At 71.1% G+C, this 24,737-nt stretch carries 16 protein-coding genes, 1 pseudogene and 5 CRISPR repeat arrays; of the genes and pseudogenes, 7 read left to right on the top strand and 10 right to left on the bottom strand.

What is annotated here, in order from left to right; translation table 11 throughout:
* Positions 1 to 462, top strand: a complete 462-nt coding sequence (locus LPA54_RS16845; protein ID WP_228978495.1) for an NUDIX hydrolase — start codon at positions 1 to 3, stop codon at positions 460 to 462.
* Positions 463 to 679: 217 nt separating this feature from the next.
* Here the strand turns inward: LPA54_RS16845 and LPA54_RS16840 are convergent, their stop codons facing one another.
* Positions 680 to 1,276, bottom strand: a complete 597-nt coding sequence (locus tag LPA54_RS16840) for a hypothetical protein (protein ID WP_228978493.1) — start codon at positions 1,274 to 1,276, stop codon at positions 680 to 682.
* A gap of 26 nt (positions 1,277 to 1,302) precedes the next feature.
* A pseudogene (locus tag LPA54_RS16835) lies at positions 1,303 to 1,458 on the bottom strand (ATP-binding protein); the annotation flags it as partial.
* Between LPA54_RS16835 and LPA54_RS16830 the strand changes: the two are divergent.
* The 3 genes from LPA54_RS16830 (at position 1,390) to LPA54_RS16820 (ending at position 4,224) form a co-directional block, all read left to right on the top strand.
* Positions 1,390 to 1,881, top strand: a complete 492-nt coding sequence (locus LPA54_RS16830) for a hypothetical protein (RefSeq protein WP_228978491.1) — start codon at positions 1,390 to 1,392, stop codon at positions 1,879 to 1,881. The pseudogene LPA54_RS16835 and the gene LPA54_RS16830 overlap by 69 nt on opposite strands.
* Positions 1,882 to 1,940: 59 nt before the next feature.
* Positions 1,941 to 2,534: a Fic family protein gene (locus tag LPA54_RS16825; RefSeq protein WP_228978489.1), complete on the top strand. Its 594-nt coding sequence runs from the start codon at positions 1,941 to 1,943 to the stop codon at positions 2,532 to 2,534.
* A gap of 445 nt (positions 2,535 to 2,979) precedes the next feature.
* Positions 2,980 to 4,224: a competence protein CoiA gene (locus LPA54_RS16820; RefSeq protein WP_228978488.1), complete on the top strand. Its 1,245-nt coding sequence runs from the start codon at positions 2,980 to 2,982 to the stop codon at positions 4,222 to 4,224.
* 274 nt (positions 4,225 to 4,498) lie between these two features.
* Positions 4,499 to 5,258: a CRISPR direct-repeat array (repeat unit 29 nt; unit sequence GTGCTCCCCGCGCCCGCGGGGATGGTCCC).
* Between the two features lie 304 nt (positions 5,259 to 5,562).
* On the opposite strand, the gene cas2e is transcribed toward LPA54_RS16820, so the two are convergent.
* Genes cas2e through cas3 form a run of 8 tightly spaced genes read right to left on the bottom strand, consistent with a single transcriptional unit; the run spans position 5,563 to position 14,694 of the window.
* On the bottom strand, positions 5,563 to 5,913 hold the full coding sequence (gene cas2e, locus LPA54_RS16815) for a type I-E CRISPR-associated endoribonuclease Cas2e (protein WP_228978481.1): 351 nt from the start codon (positions 5,911 to 5,913) through the stop codon (positions 5,563 to 5,565).
* Positions 5,910 to 6,854 carry a type I-E CRISPR-associated endonuclease Cas1e gene (cas1e, locus tag LPA54_RS16810; RefSeq protein WP_228978480.1) on the bottom strand — a complete coding sequence of 315 codons (945 nt, stop codon included), beginning with the start codon at positions 6,852 to 6,854 and terminating at the stop codon, positions 5,910 to 5,912. Before cas1e ends, cas2e begins: the two co-directional genes overlap by 4 nt.
* 4 nt (positions 6,855 to 6,858) lie before the next feature.
* Entirely contained in the window at positions 6,859 to 7,593 is a 735-nt protein-coding gene (gene cas6e / locus LPA54_RS16805; RefSeq protein WP_228978478.1) for a type I-E CRISPR-associated protein Cas6/Cse3/CasE, read from the bottom strand.
* The gene (gene cas5e / locus LPA54_RS16800) at positions 7,593 to 8,306 is read right to left on the bottom strand and encodes a type I-E CRISPR-associated protein Cas5/CasD (protein WP_228978476.1); all 714 of its coding nucleotides are present in this window, start codon (positions 8,304 to 8,306) and stop codon (positions 7,593 to 7,595) included. The genes cas6e and cas5e overlap by 1 nt, the downstream gene beginning before the upstream one ends.
* Positions 8,303 to 9,493, bottom strand: coding sequence for a type I-E CRISPR-associated protein Cas7/Cse4/CasC (gene cas7e, locus LPA54_RS16795; RefSeq protein WP_228978474.1), 1,191 nt, complete (start codon positions 9,491 to 9,493; stop codon positions 8,303 to 8,305). Before cas7e ends, cas5e begins: the two co-directional genes overlap by 4 nt.
* Complete coding sequence (gene casB / locus LPA54_RS16790; RefSeq protein WP_228978471.1) at positions 9,490 to 10,188, bottom strand: type I-E CRISPR-associated protein Cse2/CasB; 699 nt, start codon at positions 10,186 to 10,188, stop codon at positions 9,490 to 9,492. The genes cas7e and casB overlap by 4 nt, the downstream gene beginning before the upstream one ends.
* Positions 10,185 to 11,918 (bottom strand): type I-E CRISPR-associated protein Cse1/CasA, encoded by a 1,734-nt coding sequence (casA, locus tag LPA54_RS16785; RefSeq protein WP_228978470.1) that lies wholly within the window; start codon positions 11,916 to 11,918, stop codon positions 10,185 to 10,187. Before casA ends, casB begins: the two co-directional genes overlap by 4 nt.
* Positions 11,911 to 14,694: a CRISPR-associated helicase Cas3' gene (gene cas3 / locus LPA54_RS16780; protein ID WP_228978623.1), complete on the bottom strand. Its 2,784-nt coding sequence runs from the start codon at positions 14,692 to 14,694 to the stop codon at positions 11,911 to 11,913. The genes casA and cas3 overlap by 8 nt, the downstream gene beginning before the upstream one ends.
* A gap of 792 nt (positions 14,695 to 15,486) precedes the next feature.
* A CRISPR array of direct repeats spans positions 15,487 to 17,098; the repeat unit is 29 nt; unit sequence GTGCTCCCCGCACCCGCGGGGATGGCCCC.
* A gap of 1,689 nt (positions 17,099 to 18,787) precedes the next feature.
* Between cas3 and LPA54_RS16775 the strand changes: the two genes are divergently transcribed.
* The 3 genes from LPA54_RS16775 to LPA54_RS16765 all read left to right on the top strand — a co-directional run bounded on the left by LPA54_RS16775 (position 18,788) and on the right by LPA54_RS16765 (position 22,364).
* On the top strand, positions 18,788 to 19,021 hold the full coding sequence (locus LPA54_RS16775) for a hypothetical protein (protein WP_228978468.1): 234 nt from the start codon (positions 18,788 to 18,790) through the stop codon (positions 19,019 to 19,021).
* Entirely contained in the window at positions 19,021 to 19,398 is a 378-nt protein-coding gene (locus LPA54_RS16770; RefSeq protein ID WP_228978466.1) for a fic family toxin-antitoxin system, toxin component, read from the top strand. Before LPA54_RS16775 ends, LPA54_RS16770 begins: the two co-directional genes overlap by 1 nt.
* A 213-nt stretch (positions 19,399 to 19,611) precedes the next feature.
* A CRISPR array of direct repeats spans positions 19,612 to 19,945; the repeat unit is 29 nt; unit sequence GTGCTCCCCGCCCGCGCGGGGATGGTCCC.
* 450 nt (positions 19,946 to 20,395) lie between these two features.
* Positions 20,396 to 21,704: a CRISPR direct-repeat array (repeat unit 29 nt; unit sequence GTGCTCCCCGCCCGCGCGGGGATGGTCCC).
* Between the two features lie 153 nt (positions 21,705 to 21,857).
* On the top strand, positions 21,858 to 22,364 hold the full coding sequence (locus LPA54_RS16765) for a hypothetical protein (RefSeq protein ID WP_228978463.1): 507 nt from the start codon (positions 21,858 to 21,860) through the stop codon (positions 22,362 to 22,364).
* A 922-nt stretch (positions 22,365 to 23,286) separates the two neighbouring features.
* A CRISPR array of direct repeats spans positions 23,287 to 24,119; the repeat unit is 25 nt; unit sequence GTGCTCCCCGCCCGCGCGGGGATGG.
* Positions 24,120 to 24,737: the final 618 nt, after the last annotated feature.

The raw sequence follows: 24,737 nt of genomic DNA, 5'->3' as shown, positions 1-24,737 counted from the left end.
ATGACCACCTCCACACCCAGCAGCGCCCGACCGGACGCCTCGATCACCGTCGCCCGCGACGAACAAGACCGCGTCGCGCTGCTGAGCGCCCACTTCCCCGACCACGGCGGCGAGTACCTCTTCCTCCCCGGCGGCCGAATGGAGCCCGGCGGGACCCCGCAGCAGTGCGCGCGACGTGAACTGAAGGAGGAGGCGGGCATCACCGCCTCCTCCTGGCGCTCCCTGGGCTCCTACGCCATCACCCTCTCCTCCACCGCCCGCGTCCACCTCTTCGAGGCGACCAGCCTCGCCCTCGGGCCCCAGCAGCTCACCCCCAGCGAGGTCGACTACAAGCTGTCCTGGTGGCCCCTGGAAGAGGCGATCGACGCAGCTTCGGCCGGTCGCTTCCTTCTCCCAGCCGGCCCACTCGCCCTCATGCTCACCCGCAACGCCCACCTCGGAAGAAGCGCCCCAGATGCATGACGAGCCACTGGAGGAGTAGGCGAACCAGCGGGAGACTCGGCTGCCGAGGCAAGGAGAGCGCCGGGCCACCCCGCTGGGCGACGGCCCCGCCCGCGGGACGTCGCGCCGCAGACACCGCGCGCGGCCGAGACCTGACCTGCTGTCGGCGTACTCCTGTGAGTGCTCCACCAAGTACAGAGATATATGCACCAGTGAGGGAGGCTGTGAGCCAGTCACGTCATCCCGCGGGCATAGCAGCGGCGGGGCGATGAACCTCCAGGATGACTGCCGTGCCGGCAACGGTTCGGTCCTCGTGCATGTTGATCCGCTGGTCGGGCTGGAGGTGCGTCCAGTGGGAGGGGGTGAGGGGCACGAGGCGAACGGTGGCTCGCCCGCCGGGCTCCAGGTAGGGCATGTCCTCAACCCAGAGCCAGGCGATGCTGACGGCACGTTCACCGGTGGGCGAGAGGTGTCCGATGTCCCACATGGGCCGCAGAACACCGGCGCCGGAGATTGCCGTGGTGCGTCGTGCCTCGGCGGCAGGACGGAGCGTCAGATCCGCTCGGATCACGCCGTGACGAATCTCCGAGCACCGCCAATGGCACCAGGCCGCGCTCCGCTCAAGCTGGAGCTGCTCAGCCGCGTCAGCGAGCCTTGCCCAGAACGCAAGCGGGAGCGAGCGACCGTCCCCGAGTTCCTCCAGCAGGCCCAGGGCGATCTCCCACTCATCTTGGACGAGGTAGTCCCAGATGTCTCGCACCGTGATGTCGTTCTCGGTGGCGGTCTCTTCCGGAACAAGCAGAGAAGCTGATTCGAGCAGCTCAGGGACGTCCATGCGCTCATTGTCGACCATATGAATGATTAGGCGGCGCTTTCCTGGTCTCGCTCGATGGCCGCGAGCCGGTTCTTAAGCCGGAAGCTGGGACCGTTGATGGAGATCACATCGCAGTGGTGCAGGAGGCGGTCGAGGATGACGGTGGCCAGAACCTCGTCGCCGAACACCTGTCCCCACTCGCTGTCGTCGGCGTGTGGTGCTGCTCGTCGGATTCCGTGACGACTGCGGAAGCGACTGCCCCGCTGGTCGTCGCGGCCCTGTGCGAATGGCGTCACTGGTTGGAGGACCTGGCGGAGCGGTTCGCCGCCCTCGCGCCCCCGCCATCGCCGGCGGGCTCCGTGGTGGACCCCTGGCACTGGGAACGGGCGTGCACGCGGCTGGTCACCGTGGTGGCCGACCGGACGCAGGCGGAGAGCGGCTGGTACGAACACTGTATGCAGGTCCTTCGATGGTTCCTCGCCTCCACCGGCATCGACGAAGAGCAAGCCCGGGAGGTAGTCGAGAACGCCGTCGGCGGCCGCTTCGGCAGTTGGATCGCGCCGGACGCCACAGAGGTCGAAGCGGTCAGCTCCCGCTTGGCCCGGACCGTGGGCGGGCACCGATGACTTCCGGGACCGGCCAGCCGGCGGACGCTCTCGCCGACTGACTGCGCATCCGATCGAGGGTGGTCTGGCCGCACTGGAGCGGCGAACGCGCCATCTCAGGGGCACCGGCTCGTGACGGCTTCCGGGACTTCTTCACCGCGACGCGCGGCGACCGCGACCCCCAGGGAACCGTGCAGGTCCTGACCGCCCTCGATCTGGCCCTCGCCGACGCGGAGCAGGGCAGGCCGCTGACCTTCGCCCCCATGGCGAACTGGCAGCGAACCGTGCTGCGTCGCAGGGTTGCCGGCTTCCGTACCGGGCCGGCCTTCGCCAAGGGCGGACGGGAGTGTTACGGCCTGACGCCCCACACGCGGGCACAGTTCGAGTGTCGTCTGTCCGAGAGCACCCAACCCGGTCTGCCCCTCCCTGCGCGCGCCGCCCGGACCTACCTCGACGTCCTCTTCTTCCATCCGTTCGAGGACGGCAACGCCCGAGCGGCCGTGGTGTCGATGGCTTTCCTCCTGGCCCGCGAAGGCGCCCCGCTCGACCAGGTGCACCCGCTGCAGACCACCCGCTGGGCTGACGACGCCCAGGGCGCCGCCGATCTGGCTGTGCTGCTCGGCATTCTCATCACCGCGGCGGAGCGCCGCCTGTTCAGCGGGATGCAGCCATGACCGGTCGCCGCGTGATACCCCTGGTCACCGGATCCGCCAGCGCAGCCGGGCGCGCTGCGCCCTTCATGCGGAGGCCAGCGCGAAAGCGCTCGCGCCCGGTGCTCACGTCGTCGACGAAGGCGGCCATGGCCTGGCAGATCGGCGGCGCTGGGCGGGGTGCAGGCGGGGCGTGGCCTGATAGGTCGGCCCCGCCTCCAGGAAGCACGACGGGCGGTGGGTCTCTGTCGTCGTCCACCACCGGGTGGAGGAGCTGATGGAGAACGGCGCGGTGCAACAGGTAGGGCCAGCCGAGAGCGGCCGGAAGGGCGCTGGGTTCCCGCCCTTCTCTTGAAGCTGTGGCGCGGAAGCGTGTCGACGCAGGGACGCTGATTGCCGTCGGGAACACGAGGAGGGGCCGATGGGATAGACCGCCGTACACCCGGTGTGGGGTCGGTTGGACGCGTCGATGGACGACCTCGGGTGTGGCCGCGCCTGGACGGACGTCCACCGGGTCAAAGGGCTACGGCTGGCATGTCCGGAGTGCGGCGGTCGGGTCTTCGCCCGGTCCTTCCGGCACGTCGTCCGGCACTTCTACCACCAGGCTCGGCCCTTGGATTGCGAACTGGCGAACGAGTCACCGGAGCACCACCTCCTGAAGCTGGAGCTGGCCGTGGCCGCTCGGGCAGCGGGGTGGCGAGCGGAACTGGAGGTCAGCAGCGAGGATCGGAGCTGGCGGGCCGATGTGATGGCCTTCGACGAGCACGACCGCCCCTCCATGGCGCTGGAGGCACAGTTGTCCTCCATGACGCAGGACGAGGCGCAGATGCGTACGGACCGCTACGCCAGGGACGGCGTGGCAGTGTGTTGGGTCGCCCTGCAGGACCGGCCGTGGGAACGTGTCGTGCCCTCGCTAAGGGTGCGCTTCCCCAACCAGCGGGGCGAGACCTGGACGGTGCGGCATGGGCTGGCGCGCTACACCTGGCAGCCGCGCACGCTGAAAGCGAAGGCGAAGTGGGAGCACATCACCTGCCCGCTCGGTGACGCGATCAAGTGGATCCTCGACGGACGGGTGCGCGTCCACACCGGAGTGAACGGCACGGTGTGGTGGACGGCGCCCGCGTACGAGGACCTCGCCCTTGTGCGGGCCCGGATGGAGGCCGATGCCGAAGCCGTCAAACGGGCTGCGGACGCCGAGCGCCGTCGTAGGGACGCCAAGGAGCGAGCCGCCGCTGCCGCCCAACGCCGCCGGGACGCCGAGCGGCGGGCTCTGGATCGTCAGGCAGAGCTACAGGAGGCTCAGGCGGAGTTACAACGCCTGGCTGACTTCTTCCAGCACACGGGCATTGACCCCGTGATGTGGGAGACCTTCACACAGATGGTCCGCTCCGCCTCGGGCAAAGCCATCTTGTACGGCGATCAGAGCACTTCTCACGGCGGTGGGCTGCTCGTCTACGCCCGACCGAGGTGGGGGCGCGGTGGGTTCGGCCTGGCTGGTGTGGTCTGCCCCGATCCCGGCGCACTCGCCGAGTGGCCGGCGGAGTTGACGATCCTGGTGCCGAGCCAGGGCTGGCTCTCTCGCATTCAAGCCACTGCCCGGTCCCCGCTGAAGGTCGCGGTACTGGACCCCCTCATTGGACGCAGCTCCTTCGTACGCCTCACTCCGGTTTCGAGTGGTGCCCCTGTGAGCCCCAATGGGCCTGATGAGGCGTGACGCGCGACCGTGCGCGGTCTGCCTGACCGACACCGAACTCGCCGTCCTCAACGCCGGATAGCTGACCCGCAGAACACCGGCGGCACGGCGGCGGCCCTGCCCGAGACAGGGGGCGCAGCGGCCCGGCGACGAGGGCTGCTCCTACACCGAGGGCTGCCGGGGGCGTCTCCACGCCCACTTAAGACATGCTGAGACGGATTTACCCTGTTTGCCCGAATCGGCGAAAGTGATGAGGAATAGGGCTAGCGACCCATAGACTTGCAGGTCAGGAAGCGTGCTCCCCGCGCCCGCGGGGATGGTCCCTGGCTCGGCGGAGGAATCCTCGCAGCAGGGCGGTGCTCCCCGCGCCCGCGGAGATGGTCCCACCGCCTTCACCGCCCCCTGGCCCACCGGCATGTGCTCCCCGCGCCCGCGGGGATGGTCCCGCCTGAGGCGAGGTGCCGCCGCTGATGCCGGAGTGCTCCCCGCGCCCGCGGGGATGGTCCCGAGCGCGACGACATGCCGGCGAAGCGCGGCGGGTGCTCCCCGCGCCCGCGGGGATGGTCCCGCGACCCCCGACGAGAACGGCAACCTCGGCGTGTGCTCCCCGCGCCCGCGGGGATGGTCCCATGGTCGGCATGGCGACGAGGCGGTTTCCGGCGTGCTCCCCGCGCCCGCGGGGATGGTCCCCATCACGTGATGATCAACGACGGCCGGACCGGGTGCTCCCCGCGCCCGCGGGGATGGTCCCAGCCACGACTTCGGCATGTGGAGGATCCTGTCGTGCTCCCCGCGCCCGCGGGGATGGTCCCCGGAGCAGCATCGGACAGGCGGTCCGGCTCTTGTGCTGCCCGCGCCCGCGGGGATGGTCCCCGCAACACCTCCCCGTCTCGTGGTCGGCGCGGTGCTCCCCGCGCCCGCGGGGATGGCCCCTTCAAGCCGGTCTTCAGCGACACTCTCGGCAGGTGCTCTCCGCGCCTGCGGGGATGGTCCCCTTGTGCGGTACTACCGGACCGGCTGGCGTCCGTGCTCCCCGTCACTGCGGGGGCGGTCCCGGCTCCCTCCCACTCCATGCGTACGGGCGGTGGTGTCCCCCCCGCCCGCGGGAGTAGCCCTGGGCCTCGCGCACGGTGTCTGTTGCTGCCCGTCGTCCCCCTCCCCGCCGTTGGGGATGTCCCAGCGTCCGGTTCCGCCTGCTCTCGGGCGCCATGCTCCCAGGGCGAGCGGGAATGGTCCCCGTGGTGCCCACGTACGTGCGCTGGGCAGTCGAAACTTCGACATGCTCTCTGGGCTTGGTGGAAGCGCTTGCCCTTGCGCGCCCCTCAGTTCGACTGCTTGCCTGGGGGTGGCTAGTACTGACTATCTCGTTCCGAAGCGCCGTCGCTTGGAGGCGCGGCTCCACCCGATTGTCGGGGGAGATGGTGGTGCTTCGGTTGTTTGGCTGGGACGCCGGATGAGTGTGAGGCCTTCGTGGTCGACCGGGTGCCACTTGTGATCGTGGGTGCGGAAGGCGAAGCCTTGTTCTGTGTTGGTGGTGTGGGCGAGGAGGGCGCGGCCTTGGCCCGTGTGCTGCTGTACTTCGTGCCACAGTGTGTCTCGGACGCGGGAGGAGGGGCTCCCGATGAAGACGCCGGGGGAGATTTCCAGGAGCCATCGGGTGAGGAGCCCTCGTAAGCCGGCTGGGAAGTTGGTCAGGACGATGACGGTCACCAGAGGTCCTCGTCGGCGTAGTTCCTGCCGGATGCCAGGTGGAGTCCGCTGTCGCTCTGCAGGGTGACGATGTCGGCTTCATCGTGGTGGGCGGGCGTTGGTGCGAGCAGTTGGGTGATGTCGTTGACACAGCGGTCGAGCAGACGTGTCTGGTTGATGCGGTCGCGTAGTGCTCGGCGGGTGCGGGGTGCGACGTCCTCCTCGCCTTCCGCCGCGATGTCGAAGGCGAGAGGGATGCCGATCTCCGTCTTGTACAGGTCGGCGATGTCCAGGACGAACGACAGTTCGTGGCCGGAGTGGACGAACCCCAGACCGGGACTGCAGCCCAGCGCGGCGACGACGGCGTGGCTGATGCCGTACATGCACTGGGCTGCTGCCGTGATGGCTTGGTTCGCGGCGTCGCCTGCGGCGAAGTTGTTGCGGTCGTAGTGCCGGCCGCGCCATGGGAAGCCGGTGCGGGCGGCCTCGCGTCGGTAGCACTCTTTGACGCGGGCTCCTTCACGGCCCAGGAGTTCTTGGCGCCGGTAGGCGGCCGGGTCCTCGTCGGGGAACCGCAGCCGGTACATGGCCCGGGCGACGGCGATGCGGCTTCGGAGGTTGGCCCATCGGATCGCCTGGGCTTCGACGAGGGCGGAGGATCTGGTGAGGGCGCGTCCGCCGGCGTAGTAGCGCACCCCTTGCTCGCCGACCCAGGCGACTGCTGCCCCTGATTCGCCGAGCACGGACATGGCTTGGTGGGTGACGCGTGTGCCAGGTCCCAGGAGGAGGGTGCCGATGGTGGCCGACGGGATGTGTGTGACACCGTCCGCGTCCTCGGCGATGATGGCGTTCGCGTCACGGTGGACGGTGCATCGCTCCAGGTAGACGAAGGAGAGACGGTCGCTGGCACGGGTCAGTTCGCGCGGTCCGGCGGCCGGTCGGGCACTGATGGTGGTCGTCATGGGGTCATCCCAACGGGGCGAGGGTCATCAGTCCGCAGCCGTAGGCCTTGGCCTTGCCGAGGCCCGCGGTGAGGGTGCGGCGCAGCGCGGTGGGGTCGGTGACTTCGAGGCGTCCGTCGAAGGTGACGGCCAGCACGCTGACGCTGTGCTTGGCCTGGGTGGTGTCGGGGGACTTGCTGAAGCGCAGGTCTCGTCGGTTGTGGACGATCAGGTCGTGCTCGTTCCCGTGGTCCGTGAGTCGCCGGTCGGCGGGCTTGGTCAGGATCCGGAAGCCTGATCGCTCCTGCCTCTCCAGCAGCCACCGCATCTGGTGCCCCGGTGTGATGTGGGCAGTGCGCTTCTTCGGTTCGCCTTCCTTACGGCGGATGTGGTGCACCGGGTTGGCGGTGAGGCGGAAGCCCCAGGTGGAGCCGGGGGTGATCCGCTCGAGGAACGGCGCGTAGGAGTAGCTTTGCCAGCCGCGCAGGCGGGGATCGGCGGTGGCGTTCGCGGCCGCGGCGGGCCAGCCGGCTTGTTCGACGAGGTGGGTCAGGTCCGGCTGGTCGGGGCTGACGATGTAGAGGAGGATCTCGGCTCGGGCGTTGTGGTCGATGCGCCACAGGACGCGGGGGGTGTCGTCGCCGGTGGGCAGCAGGTGGGGGAAGGACGACATGACTGCGGCGTGGATCGCCTGGGGTGAGGACAGCAAGCGGCGCGAGCCGGGTCGCGCGGTGTTCACACGGAACCGGGTCAGATACATCAGGCGCTCTCCGCTTGCAGGTGGCTGACCGGGTCGTGTCGGGGCACGGCCGGCCTGGGGACGGCCAGGGGGTTGGGGACGGTGACCGTGGTGGTCGTGATGGTGCGCAGGGCGTGCAGGCGGCGGTCGGCGGCGAAGCTCACGGGCTGATCGCGCAGCACGTCACCGGTACCGTCCCTGCTTTCCAGCAGGACGGTCAGCTCGATGGTGGCGTCGCGGCGGCGCTGGCGCTGGTACCAGGTGGAGGCGTGCCAGGGTTCGTCGGCCAGGGCCTGCTCGAGGTCGCTGTCGTGGACGGCGAGGTCGACGGGCCGGGACGGCGGGCATGAGCGTCGGCCCAGGAAGGGCAGGAAGCCTGGGTCGCGCACGGCCTGGTGCAGGGTGCGGATGAGGGTGTCGTCGCCTTCCACCGCGGCGACGAACACGGCGTCGGCGAGGTAGAAGCGTTCGGAGACCGGCATGGACTTTTCGCTGACCTGGTGGTGTGCGGTCTGGTAGTCGCGCAGGCGCTGGCCGGGCTGGTCGAGGCGGACGGCGAAGCGCAGGGCCGCGAGGTCGTCGATCGGTGTGTGGCGGGCGCGGCCCTGGGCGGCGGCCAGGAGGCCGATGACGCCGCTCTTGGTGGGTGCGCTTTCGGTGGTGCGCCGGGCGAAGCGGGCCGAGGCCCCCCACGACTGCAGGGGGCCGGCCAGCTGCAGGGTCAGGACGCTCACTGCCGCTCCAGGCGTTCGGCAACGGCCTGTCCGACCGTGTCGACGAGCTGGGAGAGGCTGGAGACCTCGCTGCCGAGGGCGGCGAGGGGTTCGGTGCTCGTGCCCAGGCGCAGGACCCAGGCGCTGGTGCTGGTGTCGCCGTACGCGCGCTCGATCTCGGTGGCGTGAGCGGCGAGCTGCTCGCAGGCGCCGCGGACGTGGCCGGCGCCGTTGCTGCCGACGGGGTTCTCGAAGGCACCGACGTAGCTGATGGGGCGACTGGAGCGGATCTTGACGATGACGGCTTCGGGCAGGGTGTGGTTGCCGAAGGTGTTGATCTTCCCGGTGGGCAGGGAGGCGACGAAGCCGTCGAGGAACGCCTCGACCGCGCGCTGCACAGGCGCGGCCGCGGGTTCGTCCTCGCGCAGTCCCTTGCCGAGGTTGGCGGCCAGCAGGTTCACGTCCAAGGCCGCGTAGCGGTAGAGGGTGGAGGAGTTGAAGTCGATGGTGCCGATCATTCCGGCGCCCGGCTCGGCGTCGCTGTTGCGGTCGTCGACGGCCGTGAAGTAGTCGGACTCGGTTTCCACCTGGTGGACGCTGATGGCGTGGGCGACCTGGGCGGCGGCGTCGACGTTGATGTCGGCGGAGTCGGCGACCATCCGGCCGAACAGGGCGATGTCGACGGAGTGGCGGGTGTCGGCCGCCTCCCGGGCGCGGGCCTTGTTCTCCTTGTCCTTGAAGAACGCGCTGATGTCCTTGGCACCCTCGACGGCGATCTCGGCGAGGCGGTCCAGCTGGCGTGTGCTGAGGAACATCAAGTACGACGCCTCGGGCGCCGGCTCCTTCTCGCCGGACTTCTTCGCAGCGTCCGCTTTCCGCTTGGGAACCTCGATCTTGGATCCGGTCGCGGCCTTCAGCGTCTCCGCGGCCAGCGTCAGGGCCTCGGGCGCCCCTTCCAGGGAAGGCTCGAGCCGCTCGATGCGCTCCGCGAGGAGCTCGGCGACACGCTTGGTCCGCACGCCCAGCTGCGAGGCGTCGAGGGTGCGGTTGAAGTGCTCACGGGTGGCGCGCTTCCACGCCTGGCTCGAGACGCGGGCCCGCGGCACGCCGCCGTACAGGGCTGTCTTGGGTGAGCCGGTGTCGTCGCGGTTCAGGTTGCTCGGCGGGACGGTCTGCAGGGCGTGTACGTCGACGATGATGCGGCTCACGAGGCGTCCTTGTCCGTTTCGCTGGATCGAGTGTCAGAGGTGTTGTCGTTGTCCGTGCCCGCGGCATCGGCGGCGGGACGGTAGGCGTTGAACGACCGGCCCCACGCGGCGCGCACCGCCTGCGGGCCGCCGGGCTGCCGCCAGGTGTAGAGCTGATCGGCGAGCAGGGCGTAGTCCAAGGGCACGCCCGCCTGGCGCAGCAGCACGACCAGGTCGCGCAGCCGCTGGGCCAGGCGGGGCCAGCTTGGCGCGGTGCCGGCGCGGACGAAACGCTTGTGGACCGCTTCGTCGATCTCGTTCGCCGGCATCAGCCGCCGGACCGCCGCTCCCAGCTCCCCGCGGTAGGGGCGTGCGCCGTGGTGCATTTCGGTTCGTCGGGACTGCTGGTGCACGGCCCACAGGCTGAGCGCGGCGTGGAAGGCCTGCTCCGCCCACTGCAGTTCGTGTTCACGCAGCGGCCTGACAGCCGCGTCCTTCGGCCGCTCGTACAGCGGGCTGGTGTCGATCAGGCCCCACAGCTGCGGGATGGACATCGCGTCCTTGCCCGCGGCGGTCCGCAGCCGGGCCAGCGTGGCCACGGCGGCCCCGTCGTCGTTGAGGTAGCCCTTCTGCAGCTGGGTGATGCGGGATGCGGCCAGTCGGCCGACGATGCCCAGACGGTCGGAGGGGGCTGCGGTCGGGGAGACGGCGGTCACGCGGGCACCTCGCAGGGGTCGGAAGCGTCTGTGGCGGCGCGCTGCGCCGGAACCGGCGGCGGCTCGTCGTTGGCGGAAGTGTGGGAGGCCCGCTGGGGCAGGGCCTTGTTCAGCTGGGACCTGAACCACAGGTCGCATCCCGAGGCGTTGAGCCAGCGGCTGCCCTGGGCGGTCGTGACGATCCGGCCCTCCCACGCCCTGCGGCCCGCGGCCCACACCAGCTGCCGTCCGAGCCGGCTGATGTGCCGGTGGACCAGGTCCTGCCACTCCTCGCGCCGGCGAGCCGGATCCTTGGCGGAGGCAAGCTGCAACAGCCATTGCCGGTAGGGGTCATCCAGCGTGGCGTACCCGGCCTCCAGCGCCTGGCTCTTCCCGGCCTCCGATTCCCCGCCGCCTGCCCGGGTCAGGTCCATGGCCAAGTCACCCAGCGCCCGGACAGCGGCCTCGGCGTCACGGACGGCGTCGATCGCCGTCATCGCGTACCGCGGGTCCTGCTCGTGCAGCAGCACCACGCCCATGGCGACCGAGTCGTCGACGATCTCGTCGATCACCGACTGCTGAGTGCCGTACACCGCCCCCACCACCCGCGCCCGGATCAAAAACCGGCGCGGCAGCACCCCCTCGGTGGACAGCCGCGCCACCCACCGCACGATGCCCGGCCGCAACCCGGCCGCAGGGCCCTGCCCTGCCTCCTTCGGTGCCTGGTCGGCGATCAGCGAGCCGATCCCGCGCCACGCCGAACGGGCGGGCCGGTGCTCCCGGGGCAGGTACACCGGCGAGGTACGCAGCTTCTTCTCCTGCGCCTGGCTGCGCCGCCACCCGCTCATGGGCTCGCGGGTGTGCGCGTTGTGCGGGGCCAGCGGGTCGCCGTAGCCGAGCACCACGCCGCTCACGCCCTGGGCATTGAAGCAGAGCCTCAGCCGGCGCGTCTGCCACGTGTACAGGTCCCGCACGCCGTCGGGGCGGGTGGCCAGTTCCTCGCTCGGGGCGGGGCCCGGGCCGCACGGGTCACGGCGCCAGGCCGGCGCGTCGCCCTCGCCGGCGTGGACCGGTGAGTCCTCCGTGGCGATCAGGTTGAGCAGCAGGGTCTCGAGCAGGCTGTTGCCCTCGACCAGGACCCCGCCGAGGTTCCCCGCCCACCCCAGCCCCAGGGGGTAGACCTTGCCCTTTGTGACCCGCGGGTCCCCTACGGTACCGGTCTTGATACCGGAGGTGTCGTAGGCGTGCGCGTGCACCACCCAGCGGGCCGCTTCGTCGAAGCCGAGCCGGTCGGCACCGGGCATACGAGCGGTGAAGAAGGGGTCCCCGTTCGGCACGTCAGCGACGATCCGGTTCAAGGAGAACACCTCGTCGCGTTCCGTCCGCAAGCCGGCGACCTGGAAGAACGGCACCTCAGGGTGCAGCAGGTCGAACCGGCCCCGGTGCGCAGCCAGGTAAGGGTCCACCGCCTCGTGCAGACGGTCGGGCTCCTCCCACAGCTCGGCCCACTCATCGATGTCGGCGGGGCCGTCCAGGGCGTCATGCGCGATCGCGAGCAGGAGCCGCATCAGGGCGAACTCCTGCGTCGGCACCTCCCCCACGAGCCTGCGCACCGTCCCCGCCTGCCGGAACACCTCCGATAAGGAAAGACAGTCCTCGCTGCCATCGCACCGCTGCACGGGCAGCCACGGCCGCTCGGTCAGGTCGTACGACAGCACCTCGTCGTGCTGTGACTTGCTCGGGTCAGGCACCGGTCACCTCAAGTCCATCGGCCTGGCTGTACGTCAGGCGGAAGCCTGACAGACGGGTCTGACAATCGCCGTCGAGAACGAGGATCAGCTGGCCGGCCAGCCACGGACTGTCCTTGGACTGCCACGCCGGCACGCAGAACTGCTCCAGCCCGGCAATGACCTCATCCACCACGCCGGGCACACACATCTGCACCGGCAGACGAAGACCACTCGCCGCCACCGCCCGGGCGGCCCGCGGCGCCGGCACCGCGTCCAGCGGCAGCTCAAGCCCGCCCAGGCCCTTCCCCAGCCACGGCACCGTCGTCAGCACCCCGTCCTGGCGACGCTGCACCACCAACACCTCCAGCGCCTCCCGGCCATCGCGGACCTGGGCCTGCCCGACCGGGGTATCGTCCGCATCACCGACCCCCGCCGCCAGCCACCCCAGCAGCGGCCGACCGGCCCGACCCACCTCCCCGATCCTGAACGTCTCCGCCTTGCGCCCCTGCTCCAACCGGCGCACGCGATGCTTCTCCCGCGCCGCGCCCATGGCCTGCGCCCACCCGGCCGGGCCCAGCGGCCCATCACCGTAGGCCGCCTGCACCAGGGGACTGATGTCCTCCGGCAGCCGCACCGCACGACCACCCTCACCCAGGTGCGGCAGCAACACAGCCGCCGACCGCAGCAGCGCGTACTCCCCATACACGCTCACCGACCCCCGCACCGCACGAGGAACCCCCGCCGACCAGTCCACCCCGCTCACCAGACACCGCGCGACACGCAACCGCTCCGGCCGCCACCGCTCGTGCCGGTGCAAACGACCCATCCGCTGCAGCAGCAAGTCCACCGGACACAAGTCACTCACCAGCAGATCGAAATCCACATCCAGCGACTGCTCCACGACCTGGCTGGCCACCACGATGTGCCTGACCGGCCGCTCACCAGCACGCTTGTCGTCCGGACCGAACCGCGCCAACAGGTCCCGGTCCTTCGCCGCACGATCCAGGTCGAGGAAGCGGGCATGCGCCACGGTCACCGCCGCATCGCCGAACCTCTTCCTCAAAACCCTGGCGGTCTCCACCACCCGCGCGACGGTGTTGCGCACCACCAGCGCACACCCCCCGCCCTCAAGCTCGGCCTCCAGCCGATCCGCCAGCACCCCCGGATCGCCCTCATCCAGCCGCTCCAAGCACACGGCACCCCCACGACCCGAAGCACCCGGCTCACACACCAACGCAGCCACCCCCGGCGCGACCGCGGTCAGCAGCGGATACCCCACCGCCTCCTCCAGCACGGCGAACTCCGACACCGCACCGCGACCCGCATACGCCTCGGCCAGCTCCCGCCGCCGCCCGGCCGGCAACGTCGCCGACAGCACCACCACCGGCACCCGGTACTCACCCAGCCACGACAACACCCGGTCCAGGTAGACGTTCATGTACGCGTCGTACGCGTGAGCCTCATCGATGACGACGACCTTGCCCGCCACCGCCAGATGCCGCAGCGCCAGGTGCCGACTCTTCAACCCCGCGAACAGCAGCTGATCGACCGTCCCGGCGACGAACGACGACAGCATCGCCTTCTTACGCCCCCGCAACCACTGATGCGCCACCAACTCGGCAGGAGCCCCTCGCCCCCCAGCCGAACAGCCGCCCTCGATCTCACCACCGTGGGCCTCACCGTCGACGTCCACCGCGGCGATCGTCTGCCGCCCCGCACGCAGCAGACCGGCGAACGTATCGTTCAACGCCGCCTTCGAATGCGCCAGCAGCACAGACAGCCGCGCACCATCCTCGACCGGCAACCGGTCAAGCCACTCCAACAACCGGTCGAACATCGCGTTGCCCGTCGCCATCGTCGGCAACGCGAAGAACACCCCACCCGCACCACTCCGAGCAGCAAAGACCTCAGCGACCGCCAAAGCCGCCTCCGTCTTCCCCTCCCCCATCGGAGCCTCGATCACCATCAGCCCCGGCGCCGGCAAAGACCGCGCCAGCCGCACCGCCTCCTCCTGCACCGGCCGCGGCTTCGCACCCCCAGGAAGATCGAACCGAGCCGCAAACAGCTCCCCCACCTCGCCCCGCGGCTCCTGCGGCCGCCACGGCTCCGGCAACCGAAGCCCAGCCCACGCAGCCGCCACCCGCTCCGCGCCCGAACACGACGCACCATCGGGAAAGTAAGGGAACAGATCCGGATTGCTCGCAATCCAGTCCGCCATGATCACCAACGCCGACAACAACACCTGCACCGGCTGCGACAGCTTCACCGACCGCCAAGCGCCAAGACGCCCGGCCACCTCGAACTCCTCGGCACACGCCCCGAGCAGCTCATCCTGCACACGCCGCCACAACACCTCGGACTCACCCGGCGAGCGCAGCAGCTCAGGATGGCCGTAAAGATCCTTCAGCTGAGGATGATCCGGTGGCACCCCATGATGCCCGCCCACGACCACCGCGAACTGCCCCGACTGCCGTCCCGACCATCCCTGCCGCTCCTCTAGCCACTCCGACAGCAGCACCTGCCCGGCCAGCCCATGCGGCGCCAACCGGCGATCCGCACGAGCCTGCCCGAGGCCCCGCATCGCCAGCCCCGCATCACGCATCACGTCCGCAAGCAACTCCACCTGACACGCGAACGCCGGCGTCGCCTTCCCGATGTCATGCACAGCCGCCAGCCACACCGCCAACTGCCGCCCGTCCGCCTCCCCCTCAGGCAACCCCTCCCCGATGAGACACCGCACACTGCCGGGCAACCACCGATCCCACAACAGCCCCGCTACAGCAGCACTGTCCTCCATATGCCGCCACAACGGCAGCCAACCATCACAGTCACGATCATGCTTCGCCCACACCGCCCGCACCGGACCCACAAGCCGACCACCCAGCCCGGACCGACCCGCCCCCACGCCTGCCATACGGGTATACATACAGCCAATCACCCAAGCCACAGGCACGAACACCGAAACTGATCAAAAAGCCCTCCACGGCACCACACCTGTGCTAAAAGATCAGGCACCAGCAGCCGATGTCCCTCCGGGACGACCGGCGGAGATGGTGCCAACGCCGCGCGCCAGGACGAAGAGCAGATCGGGCGTTTCCCGCCCGCACGACGAAGTCCCCCAGGGGCGAGCGCGCGATTGCCTTCCCGAGAACGCTCCCCGCCCCGTGCGGGGATGGTCCCGTGGTAGACGGTCAGAGGCAGTGACGGGGGTGTGCTCCCCGCGTCTGCGGGGGATGATCCTCGCGGGTATGCCGTGCCCGGGAGGGCGTGTCATCCGAGCAGGAGTGGAGTCTGCGAAAGGGCCTCCCCACGTGGCGGATGCCCTCCTAGCGACCCCCTGGTCGCGGCCGGGAGCACTTCCCCCCTTTTAGGGCCAGACCCGCCTCCCCGTTCGCCTACCAAGCAGCCTTCCGAGCTTCGGCAGCCGCTGGCCTGCTCGGCGGAACGTGGACAGGGTCGGGGCTGTGCCGCCGAAGGTCGCCAGCCCGCGCTCACGGCCATATCCTGTCCCGCTGTGGGCGTTTTGCCGGTTTCAGTGAAAGTGGCGAGAATCGGGATCTGCCGTGGGTAGAGTCGCAGGTCAGCAAGTGTGCTCCCCGCACCCGCGGGGATGGCCCCGTGGCGCTCGGCGGCGATGTGTTCGGCGAGTGGTGCTCCCCGCACCCGCGGGGATGGCCCCATTGCCTCCGGCGACAGGCCGGTGAGCAGGACGTGCTCCCCGCACCCGCGGGGATGGCCCCGGTCCCAGACGGCCGTCCTGCTGTTCGGTACGGTGCTCCCCGCACCCGCGGGGATGGCCCGTATCTCGGGTCCACGTTCTGGATCCCGAAGTAGTGCTCCCCGCACCCGCGGGGATGGCCCCCACCCGCTTGTCCACCGCGCCGACGGCGGGGAGTGCTCCCCGCACCCGCGGGGATGGCCCCGGCCCATCGTTGCCGAAGCACTCATTGGGCATGTGCTCCCCGCACCCGCGGGGATGGCCCCCTCGCCGCCCACACCACCGCCATCGCCTTCGAGTGCTCCCCGCACCCGCGGGGATGGCCCCTCACCCACCCGCAGACGGACGCTCAGCCACGAGTGCTCCCCGCACCCGCGGGGATGGCCCCCATCCTGCCCCAGACCGAGACGCAGGGCACCAGTGCTCCCCGCACCCGCGGGGATGGCCCCCACTTGTTCGACAGGTACAGGTCATGGCCGTTGTGCTCCCCGCACCCGCGGGGATGGCCCCAAGCACTCGCGGTGATCAGCGACCAGCCGCAGTGCTCCCCGCACCCGCGGGGATGGCCCCTCCGAGGCCGCGCCGTCGTTCAGGAGGGAGCTGTGCTCCCCGCACCCGCGGGGATGGCCCCCGATGCCGAGTTCGGCACGCAGGCGACGTAGAGTGCTCCCCGCACCGGCGGGGAGCACCGCTCTGCCCGCAGCACCGCCGCGCAGTGAGCGGGACCATCCCCGCGCAGGCGGGGAGCACTCCCGGTCCTTCGTCCGGTCCGCCAGGTCGGCGGGACCATCCCCGCGCAGGCGGGCAGCACGTCGACGTGCAGGGTGCGGGCCGCGGTACCGAGGGACCATCCCCGCGCAGGCGGGGAGCACATCGGCGCCATGGCGGTCCTGGTCTACCGGACGGGACCATCCCGCGCAGGCGGGGAGCACGTGCTGGCAGGGCTGGCGGTGGCCACCGTGGTGGGACCATCCCCGCGCAGGCGGGGAGCACCGGCCCGCCGGTCCGGGCAGCAGCGCGGCCAGGGGACCATCCCCGCGCAGGCGGGGAGCACGAGAGGACTCACCAGCCTCCAGGGCTCGCCCGGGGACCATCCCCGCGCAGGCGGGGAGCACTGGCCACGTGGACCGAGCGCGTCGACTGGCTGGGGACCATCCCCGCGCAGGCGGGGAGCACGTCCCCGTACTGACGGGCGCGATCGTCCCGGCGGGACCATCCCCGCGCAGGCGGGGAGCACCCCGCCCGGGGGCGGTACGGGCCCGGCGCCCGGGGACCATCCCCGCGCAGGCGGGGAGCACGCCTGGGCAAAGTAGGTGCTCGGCCGGAGCCGGGGACCATCCCCGCGCAGGCGGGGAGCACCGCCTCCCGCGCCAGCCTGGCGTCCGGACCCCGGTGGACCATCCCCGCGCAGGCGGGGAGCACGACCTCACCCCCCAGCCCCGCTACCCGTACCTGGGACCATCCCCGCGCAGGCGGGGAGCACACTTGCTGACCTGCGACTCTACCCAGGACGGACCCCAATTCTCGTCACTTTCGCCGGAACCGGCAAAACCCTCGTAGCAGGACAAGAAGTGGCAGTGAACACGGGCCGGCCGTCCTCCAATGACCCGACCCCGGTCACGTCCGCGTTCCGCTCCAGACCAGCAGGCGCGGAGAACACACGACGAAGCTGTAGCCGGTGTCCGACCAGCCGGGGCCATCCCCGCAGGCGCGGGGAGCACGGTAGCGTCGCCTCTTCGTTGTACGCGTACGCGGGACCATCCCTGCGGGCGCGGGGAGCACCAAGCTCCTGGGCGAGCCGACCTTGCCAGACGGGGACCATCCCGCGCGGGCGGGGAGCACTCTGGCCCAAGTTCAGCCGGCCCGAGGACGTGGGGACCATCCCCGCGCGGGCGGGAGCACATCGTCGAGGGCTACGAGAGGTCCTCTGGACGGGACCATCCCCGCGCGGGCGGGGAGCACTCGTGGCACGGACCGCCGACCATCGGCTGCGGGGGACCACCCCCGCGCGGGCGGGGAGCACCTGCGGTACGCCGGCGTGGGCAGGCCGCCGAAGGGACCATCCCCGCGCGGGCGGGGAGCACGCCGTGGCGTGGAGCTCGGCGGGGGTCGGGGTGGGACCATCCCCGCGCGGGCGGGGAGCACAAGGTCTCGAGTCTCCTCGACATGCCACGGGTGGGACCATCCCCGCGCGGGCGGGGAGCACCAGCTCCTGGTCGAGCACGGTGCGGGCTGCCTGGGACCATCCCCGCGCGGGCGGGGAGCACCGCGAGCGCCGAGAGTTCGGCGATCCCAGCATGGGACCATCCCCGCGCGGGCGGGGAGCACAATCGATCGCGTCCCAGAAGTGGAAGGCGCACGGGACCATCCCCGCGCGGGCGGGGAGCACGCGAACTTGAACGTCACGTCGTCGATGACGACGGGACCATCCCCGCGCGGGCGGGGAGCACCAGCTCCGGGCCGGCCTCGATGAGTCGGACCAGGGACCATCCCCGCGCGGGCGGGGAGCACACTTGCTGACCTGCGACTCTACCTGCGGCGGACCCCGATTCTCGTCACTTTCACGGAAACCGGCAGAACACCCACATCAGGACAAGAAGTGGCAGTGAGCACGGGCTGACCGTCCTCCGATGGGCCCAACCCCGGTCACGTCCACGTCCCGCTCCAGACCGGCGGGCGCGGAGAACACACGACGAAGCTGTAGCCGGTGTCCGACCAACCGGGGCCACCCCCTCAGGCGCGGGGAGCACGATAGGAACGAACGGTCCATTGCCTTGTCCGAGGGACCACCCCGCGTGCGCGGGGATGGTGCCGGCGGCGTGGCGACGGACCCATGGCGGACATGGTGCTCCCCGCCCGCGCGGGGATGGTCCCAGCTCCAGGGTCGCGGGCCACGCCCACTGACGGTGCTCCCGCCTGCGCGGGGATGGTCCCTGACGTGCGCATCGACGTGTGTCGGACCAGGGGTGCTCCCCGCGCCCGCGGGGATGGTCCCGGGTCTGCACTCCCCGTGGGCCGCTCGTGCGCGTGCTTCCCGTGCGCGCGGGGAATAGTCCCACGGTGCAGGACCAGGAGAAGCGCTCCCGCCCGCGCATGGGGAGGGGGCGAGGCGCCAGATGCGGTGGGAGCGGGAGCTATGGCGCCGCATGGTAACGGCTGTTACCATGCGGGTATGGCGAAGACACAGCTCGGTGCCAGGGTGGATGCGGAGATCGCTGAGCTGGCTCGTAGGCGGGCCGCTGATCGGGGGATGTCGGTGGGTGACTACCTGGCCCAGCTGGTCGTGGACGACGTCAGCGGGCTGCGCGCCAGGGCGATGGGCGCCGCTGAGCGGTTCCTTGTCGAGCACCAGTCGCTCTTCGACGAGGCCGAGCACGGCTCGAGGCGGGGTGGGCAGGCCGCCTGATGATCCTGCACATCGACGTGCCGTGGATCTTGCAGGTCGCCGAACTCGCCGGTGCCGGCGACCCGGCGCCGGAGGACTACGGAGTCCCGGTCGCTGCGTGCGCCCGCCACCAGGCCGAGCTTCTGGACCAGGCCGTCTACGACGGCCCCTACACGAGAGCGGCTGCCCTGGTGCACACGCTCGGCCGCTGCCGCTGGTTGGAGCGCTCCAACCTCGCTGTCGCCGCGGCGACCGGCGTGATGTACCTCGAGGCCTCGGGCATCACGGTCAAGCCCTCCACCACTGACGCCGCCGCCCTGCGAAACCTCCTGGTCGACCCAGCCTGCACCGCCCACCAGATCGCCCACCAACTACGTTCCTGGCCCACCACCACCTAAGCCGAGATATACCGCGCCTAGCTGCGGCGCTCCCTGCCCACGCGGGGATGGTCCCGAAGAGACCGCGGACACCGCCACGAACGGGGTCGGGCCATCGGAGGTCGGCCAGCCCATGTTCACTGCCACCTTCTTGTCCTGCTTCAGGGGTTTTGCCGGTTTCGGCGGAAGTGACGAGAATTGGGGTCTGCCCCGGGTAGAGCGCAGGTCAGCAATGTGCTCCCCGCCTGCGCGGGGGTGGTCCCGCGCCCACCGCCGCCCCGCCGCCACACCCCGAGTGCTCCCCGCCTGCGCGGGGATGGTCCCCCGGTCGGCCGGTGGAAGTACGGCGAAGGCGAGTGCTCCCCGCCCGCGCGGGGATGGTCCCATCGACCGGTACGCCCTGTGAGACGACGACCTGTGCTCCCCGCCCGCGCGGGGATGGTCCCTCCTGGGGAAGGAACGACACCGCGAAACCGGCGTGCTCTCCGCGCCCGCGGGGATGGTCCCGCCTACCTGTTCAACCCCGCGGACCTGGAGGCGTGCTCCCCGCGCCCGCCGGAGGCCGTCGTCCTGGAGTGCTTCCCGCCAGCGCGAAGATGGTCCCTCCACCGGGATCATCCGCGCTAACTCCGACGCGTGCTCCCCGCGCCTGCGGGGGTGGCCCGCCGGCCTGAGGGCACCCTGCTGCATGTGGGGTGACCTCTGGTCCGAGCGGGACGTGGAGTCTGTAGAAGTTTCCGCCCGCGTGCATGTCGTTCGAGCGGAACCCCGGTCACCGGTCGGGATCGCATCCTGTGCCTGTAGGTGGAATCGCCTCCGTGCTTCCTTGCCAAGCAGCCTTCCCAGCTCGGCGGCTGCCGACCTGAAGCGGAACGCGGACGTGGCCGGGGCCGGGCCATCGGAGGACGGTCAGCCCGTGCTCACTGCCACTTCTTGTCCTGATGTGGGTGTTCTGCCGGTTTCCGTGAAAGTGACGAGAATCGGGGTCCGCCGCAGGTAGAGTCGCAGGTCAGCAAGCGTGCTCCCCGCCCGCGCGGGGATGGTCCCCGGAGTTCGCGGGCGTGATGGACATTCAGGACGTGCTCCCCGCCCGCGCGGGGATGGTCCGACCAGCTCCACGAGGAGTACGGGGTGACGGCGGTGCTCCCCGCCCGCGCGGGGATGGTCCCGAGCAAGAGCGAGTTGATCCTCGCCGCCGCATGTGCTCCCCGCCCGCGCGGGGATGGTCCCAGGTCCGAACTCCCGGTCAGCGCGGCGCCCTGGTGCTCCCCGCCCGCGCGGGGATGGTCCCGGCCCGGCCCGTCGTGACGTCGAGGCCGAACTGTGCTCCCCGCCCGCGCGGGGATGGTCCCATGGTTTCCGTGTCGAGGAATCCGGCGAGGACGTGCTCCCCGCCCGCGCGGGGATGGTCCCTTCGCGCCGACCTCGGCGATGGCGTTACCCGCGTGCTCCCCGCCCGCGCGGGGATGGTCCCCGCAGTCGAGCGGTCGCAGACCCGACGAGTGAGTGCTCCCCGCCCGCGCGGGGATGGTCCCGCGATGCCGGGCCTGATCAACGTCATGCAGGCGTGCTCCCCGCCCGCGCGGGGATGGTCCCCTGGCGTCCTCGACGGCGCAGGCGAGGCGGTGGTGCTCCCCGCCCGCGCGGGGATGGTCCCTGGGCGAGGCCGTCGTCCATGCGGACGGTGGTGTGCTCCCCGCCCGCGCGGGGATGGCCCCACAGAGGGTCTACGAGACGATCCGGTCGTGGAGTGCTCCTCGCCCGCGCGGGGATGGCCCCCCGAAGGGGTGAGCGGGCTGGGCCTGAGGCTCGTGCTCCCCGCCCGCGCGGGGATGGCCCCTTGGGGTCGGTCGGGTCGAGGGCGGCGAGCTGGTGCTCCCCGCCCGCGCGGGGATGGCCCCGACCGCACCAGTCCGGTCAGGCTGTCGATGCGGTGCTCCCCGCCCGCGCGGGGATGGCTCCGGCGTGCTCAGCCGACGCATCGCGGACGTCGTGTGCTCCCCGCGCTCGCGGGGATGGTCCCGCGCGGTGCGCGTCCCGACCGGCGGGCATCGGGTGCTCCCCGCCTGCGCGGGGATGGTCCCCCCACTGAGATCCAGGCGTTCGCCCGGGAGGTGTGCTCCCCGCCCGCGCGGGGATGGTCCCCCGGACCCGGTGGACCCGATCACCCCGCCGAAGTGCTCCCCGCCCGCGCGGGGATGGTCCCCACCTCCGGATTTTTCGGAGGTGGTTGGCCATGTGATCCCCGTACCTGCGGTGATGGTCCCGGGTCCCGGACCCTTGCCGCAGCACCGGCGGGCGCTCCCCGCGCCTGCGGGATGGACCCGTCACGCTCTCCCGGCCGCACAACAGGGGCGCTATCCGCTCCCACGCCGCGTCCGTCAATTCACCTCGACCCGCCACAAGATCAATTATCCGGCACGCCTTAGGGTGCGCGGGTGGCCCCTTCTGACGCTGCATCGAAAACACGTTTTCTGGTCATGCACGACTACGGCATGGGCGGCACCTGGTGGTGGGTCCACGCCCGGTCCGAACAGGAGGTGCTGGAGACCTTCGCCGGCGTCGAAGTCGTACACACCGAGGCCACCCGCGCGGAGGCCGAGACTTGGGGTCTTGACGAGGCCGACGTCGACGGACCGACCACACCACCCGGCTTGGCCGAAGCCCGAGCCGAACGAGACACCCAGCGCGGCATGCCGGGCTTCGGCACCCTGGCCGGCCAGCACCTGCTGTACCTGAGCCGCCGGTGGGACGAGGACGACGACCCGATGGTCTACCTGATGGAGGTCGACCCCGACGGTCGTCGGCTCCGCCAGGTCGAGCTGACCGAGGACGGAATGGCCTACCAGAGCACTCCCAAGGACTGGCCCTTCAACCCGCCGTGCGTGGACCGCTACGACCCCGCGTGGGTGCCGTTCGTGATCGGCCAAGAAGAGTTCGAGGCCCAGTGGACCCGGGCCGTCCACGATCCGAGCCGCTGGGATTAAGGGCCTGCCTGACAATTCCCACCGGGGCTGGCCCGCCTGGCACGAGCCCTCCTTGCTCCCGTCGGGAATTTGTCAGACAGGGCCTAGTCCGGCGGGCCCGAATGCTCCCCGCACTCCTGGGGATGGTCCCTCGGTGAGGAACTTGGCGATCTTCCCGAGAGAGTGCTCCCCGCGCCTGCGGGGATGGTCCCGTGGTCCACACAATCCCGCTCGGGACCGCCCGGTGCTCCCGGCGTCCGCGGGGAGGGTCCCCGCGCGTCAGTCTCGGCGACGGCGCCCGCGTCGTGCTCCCCCGCGCCGCGGGGATGATCCCCTTGCAGTCGGCAGGCTCGGCTCTCGACCGGTGCTCCCTGCGCCTGCGGGGATGGTCTGCAGGAGGACCAGGACATCACCGGGAGCCAGTTGTGCTCCCCACGCCCGTGGGGACGGTTCCTTCACGTCGGGGTTCTTGGCGAACAGGAAGCGGTGCTCCCCGCCCCTGGGGATGGTCCCGACGACCCGATGGAGAAGGCGACCGCCATAGGCTGCTCCTCGCCCGCCCGGGGTGTGGTCCCTCCCGCCCGGATGCGGCGAGCCGTGGCGGCGGACTCGTCTATGTGCAGGAGCGCGTACGGATGAATGTTGCAGACCATGGAGCCCTATGAAGCGCAAGCGTCGGCCCTCGGGCGGCACCCCGGGCACCGGCCAGGAGCGCCTCCTGCGCCTGCAGCGGCGGACCCGCCCGCCGGCTCCCCTGCCGAGCGGCCTTCTCGACTTGGGTAGCCGCCGGCCCGGCGGAAGGCGGGCGCGGCCGGGGCCGGGCCGCCGGAGACCGGCCAACCGCGCTCACCAACCTTCTTGCCCCGTTTCAGGTGTTTTGCCGGTTTCAGTGAAAGTGGTGAGAATCGGGGTCTGTCGTGGGTAGAGTCGCAGGTCAGCAAGTGTGCTCCCCGCCCGCGCGGGGATGGCCCCGGGGCGTCTTCCTTCATCGCGACGGTCGCGCCGTGCTCCCCGCCCGCGCGGGGATGGCCCCGAGTACTCGACACAGTGGCGGGACCTGGGCCTGTGCTCCCCGCCCGCGCGGGGATGGCCCCTGCCCGCCGGACGAGCTGGCGGATGGCGGCGCGTGCTCCCCGCCCGCGCGGGGATGGCCCCGTCCCCTACGTGCGCGAGGACATGGGCGTCGAGTGCTCCCCGCCCGCGCGGGGATGGCCCCCCGGGCCGAAGCGTGCGGCCCCGGGCCGGGGTGTGCTCCCCGCCCGCGCGGGGATGGCCCCCTGCCGTGGGCCAGCAGGAGCGACCACGGGGAGTGCTCCCCGCCCGCGCGGGGATGGCCCCCGTCCGGGGACAGGCGCAGGGTCTGCACGGTCGTGCTCCCCGCCCGCGCGGGGATGGCCCCGTACGAAGGGGTGACCAATGGCGAACGCGCCTGTGCTCCCCGCCCGCGCGGGGATGGCCCCCCCCCCCCCGCGGGTGCCGCCCTCACCGATCGGACCCGTGCTCCCCGCCCGCGCGGGGATGGTCCCGCGTTCAAGTACGTGTTCATGTCGGAGTCCATGTGCTCCCCGCCCGCGCGGGGATGGTCCCCCCTCCACCGTAAGCGCTGAGTCGGTCGTTTGGTGCTCCCCGCCCGCGCGGGGATGGTCCCACCCCCTCCCACGGCGGGGCTCGATGTCCCCGAGGGGCTGGGTGCTCCCCGCCTGCGCGGGGATGGTCCTTCCTGCGCGGTGGTTATGCGGGCGCCGAGGCAGTGCTCCCCCGGCCGCGCGGGGAGGCCCGGGTCAGGAGCCGCCTGGCGGCCGCTGGGCCGTGTTCTCCGCCTGCGTGGAGATGGTCGCCGGCCGGCCGCCGCCCGGCACGTCTACCGGATGGGTTCCCGAGTTCGCGGAGGCGGTCCCGGCTCCGACAGGAAACCGGAGGCCAGCACCTGTGCTCCCCGCACCTACTGCGAGGGCTTCACCTCGGCTATACCTCTGGCTGCGCCGAGCAGGTGGCTGGCCGTGCTGCCCAGCTTGCGGCGGGCCTCCAAGTTCTGCGTCATGTGTGGGCAGCTTCGGCTTGGGTTCGATCTTCTTTCTGGGGCCTGAGACTGTCCAGGTGTGCCGGAAATGAAGAGTGGGTTGGGGGCGGCCTTGGCTGAGGCGTTGTCTCCTTCTTGGACGCAACGTGCTTGTGCCGGGCGTGCTCTTGCTTCCCGTGCTCCGTTGAGCCGAGTCGGCCTGCCTGTTGTCCGGTGCATGCAGCGGCCCCCGGGGGCGTAGACGGTTATGTCGGGGAACACGTGGGCGCGACTGGGGTGGGGTCACCAGGTCAGCCAGCCGCGCTACTGTCGCCTCTTGTCCCGATGTGGGCGTTTTGCTGGTTTCGGTGAAAGTGATGAGAATCGGGGTCTGT

Origin of the sequence: Streptomyces sp. DH12 (genome assembly GCF_020873895.1) — a bacterium.
Classification (GTDB): domain Bacteria; phylum Actinomycetota; class Actinomycetes; order Streptomycetales; family Streptomycetaceae; genus Streptomyces.
Note: the sequence above shows the minus strand (reverse complement) of the source record. Positions and strands in the feature narration are given on the sequence as shown.

What these genes read in the sequence shown, in the direction of transcription:
- cas3 (WP_228978623.1), bottom strand. Translation starts at nt 14,694, where the DNA reads ATGGAGGACAGTGCTGCTGTAGCGGGGCTGTTGTGGGATCGGTGGTTG.
- LPA54_RS16820 (WP_228978488.1), top strand. Translation starts at nt 2,980, where the DNA reads ATGGACGACCTCGGGTGTGGCCGCGCCTGGACGGACGTCCACCGGGTC.
- cas6e (WP_228978478.1), bottom strand. Translation starts at nt 7,593, where the DNA reads ATGTATCTGACCCGGTTCCGTGTGAACACCGCGCGACCCGGCTCGCGC.
- cas1e (WP_228978480.1), bottom strand. Translation starts at nt 6,854, where the DNA reads ATGACGACCACCATCAGTGCCCGACCGGCCGCCGGACCGCGCGAACTG.
- LPA54_RS16845 (WP_228978495.1), top strand. Translation starts at nt 1, where the DNA reads ATGACCACCTCCACACCCAGCAGCGCCCGACCGGACGCCTCGATCACC.
- LPA54_RS16840 (WP_228978493.1), bottom strand. Translation starts at nt 1,276, where the DNA reads ATGGACGTCCCTGAGCTGCTCGAATCAGCTTCTCTGCTTGTTCCGGAA.
- LPA54_RS16765 (WP_228978463.1), top strand. Translation starts at nt 21,858, where the DNA reads ATGCACGACTACGGCATGGGCGGCACCTGGTGGTGGGTCCACGCCCGG.
- LPA54_RS16770 (WP_228978466.1), top strand. Translation starts at nt 19,021, where the DNA reads ATGATCCTGCACATCGACGTGCCGTGGATCTTGCAGGTCGCCGAACTC.
- LPA54_RS16775 (WP_228978468.1), top strand. Translation starts at nt 18,788, where the DNA reads ATGGCGAAGACACAGCTCGGTGCCAGGGTGGATGCGGAGATCGCTGAG.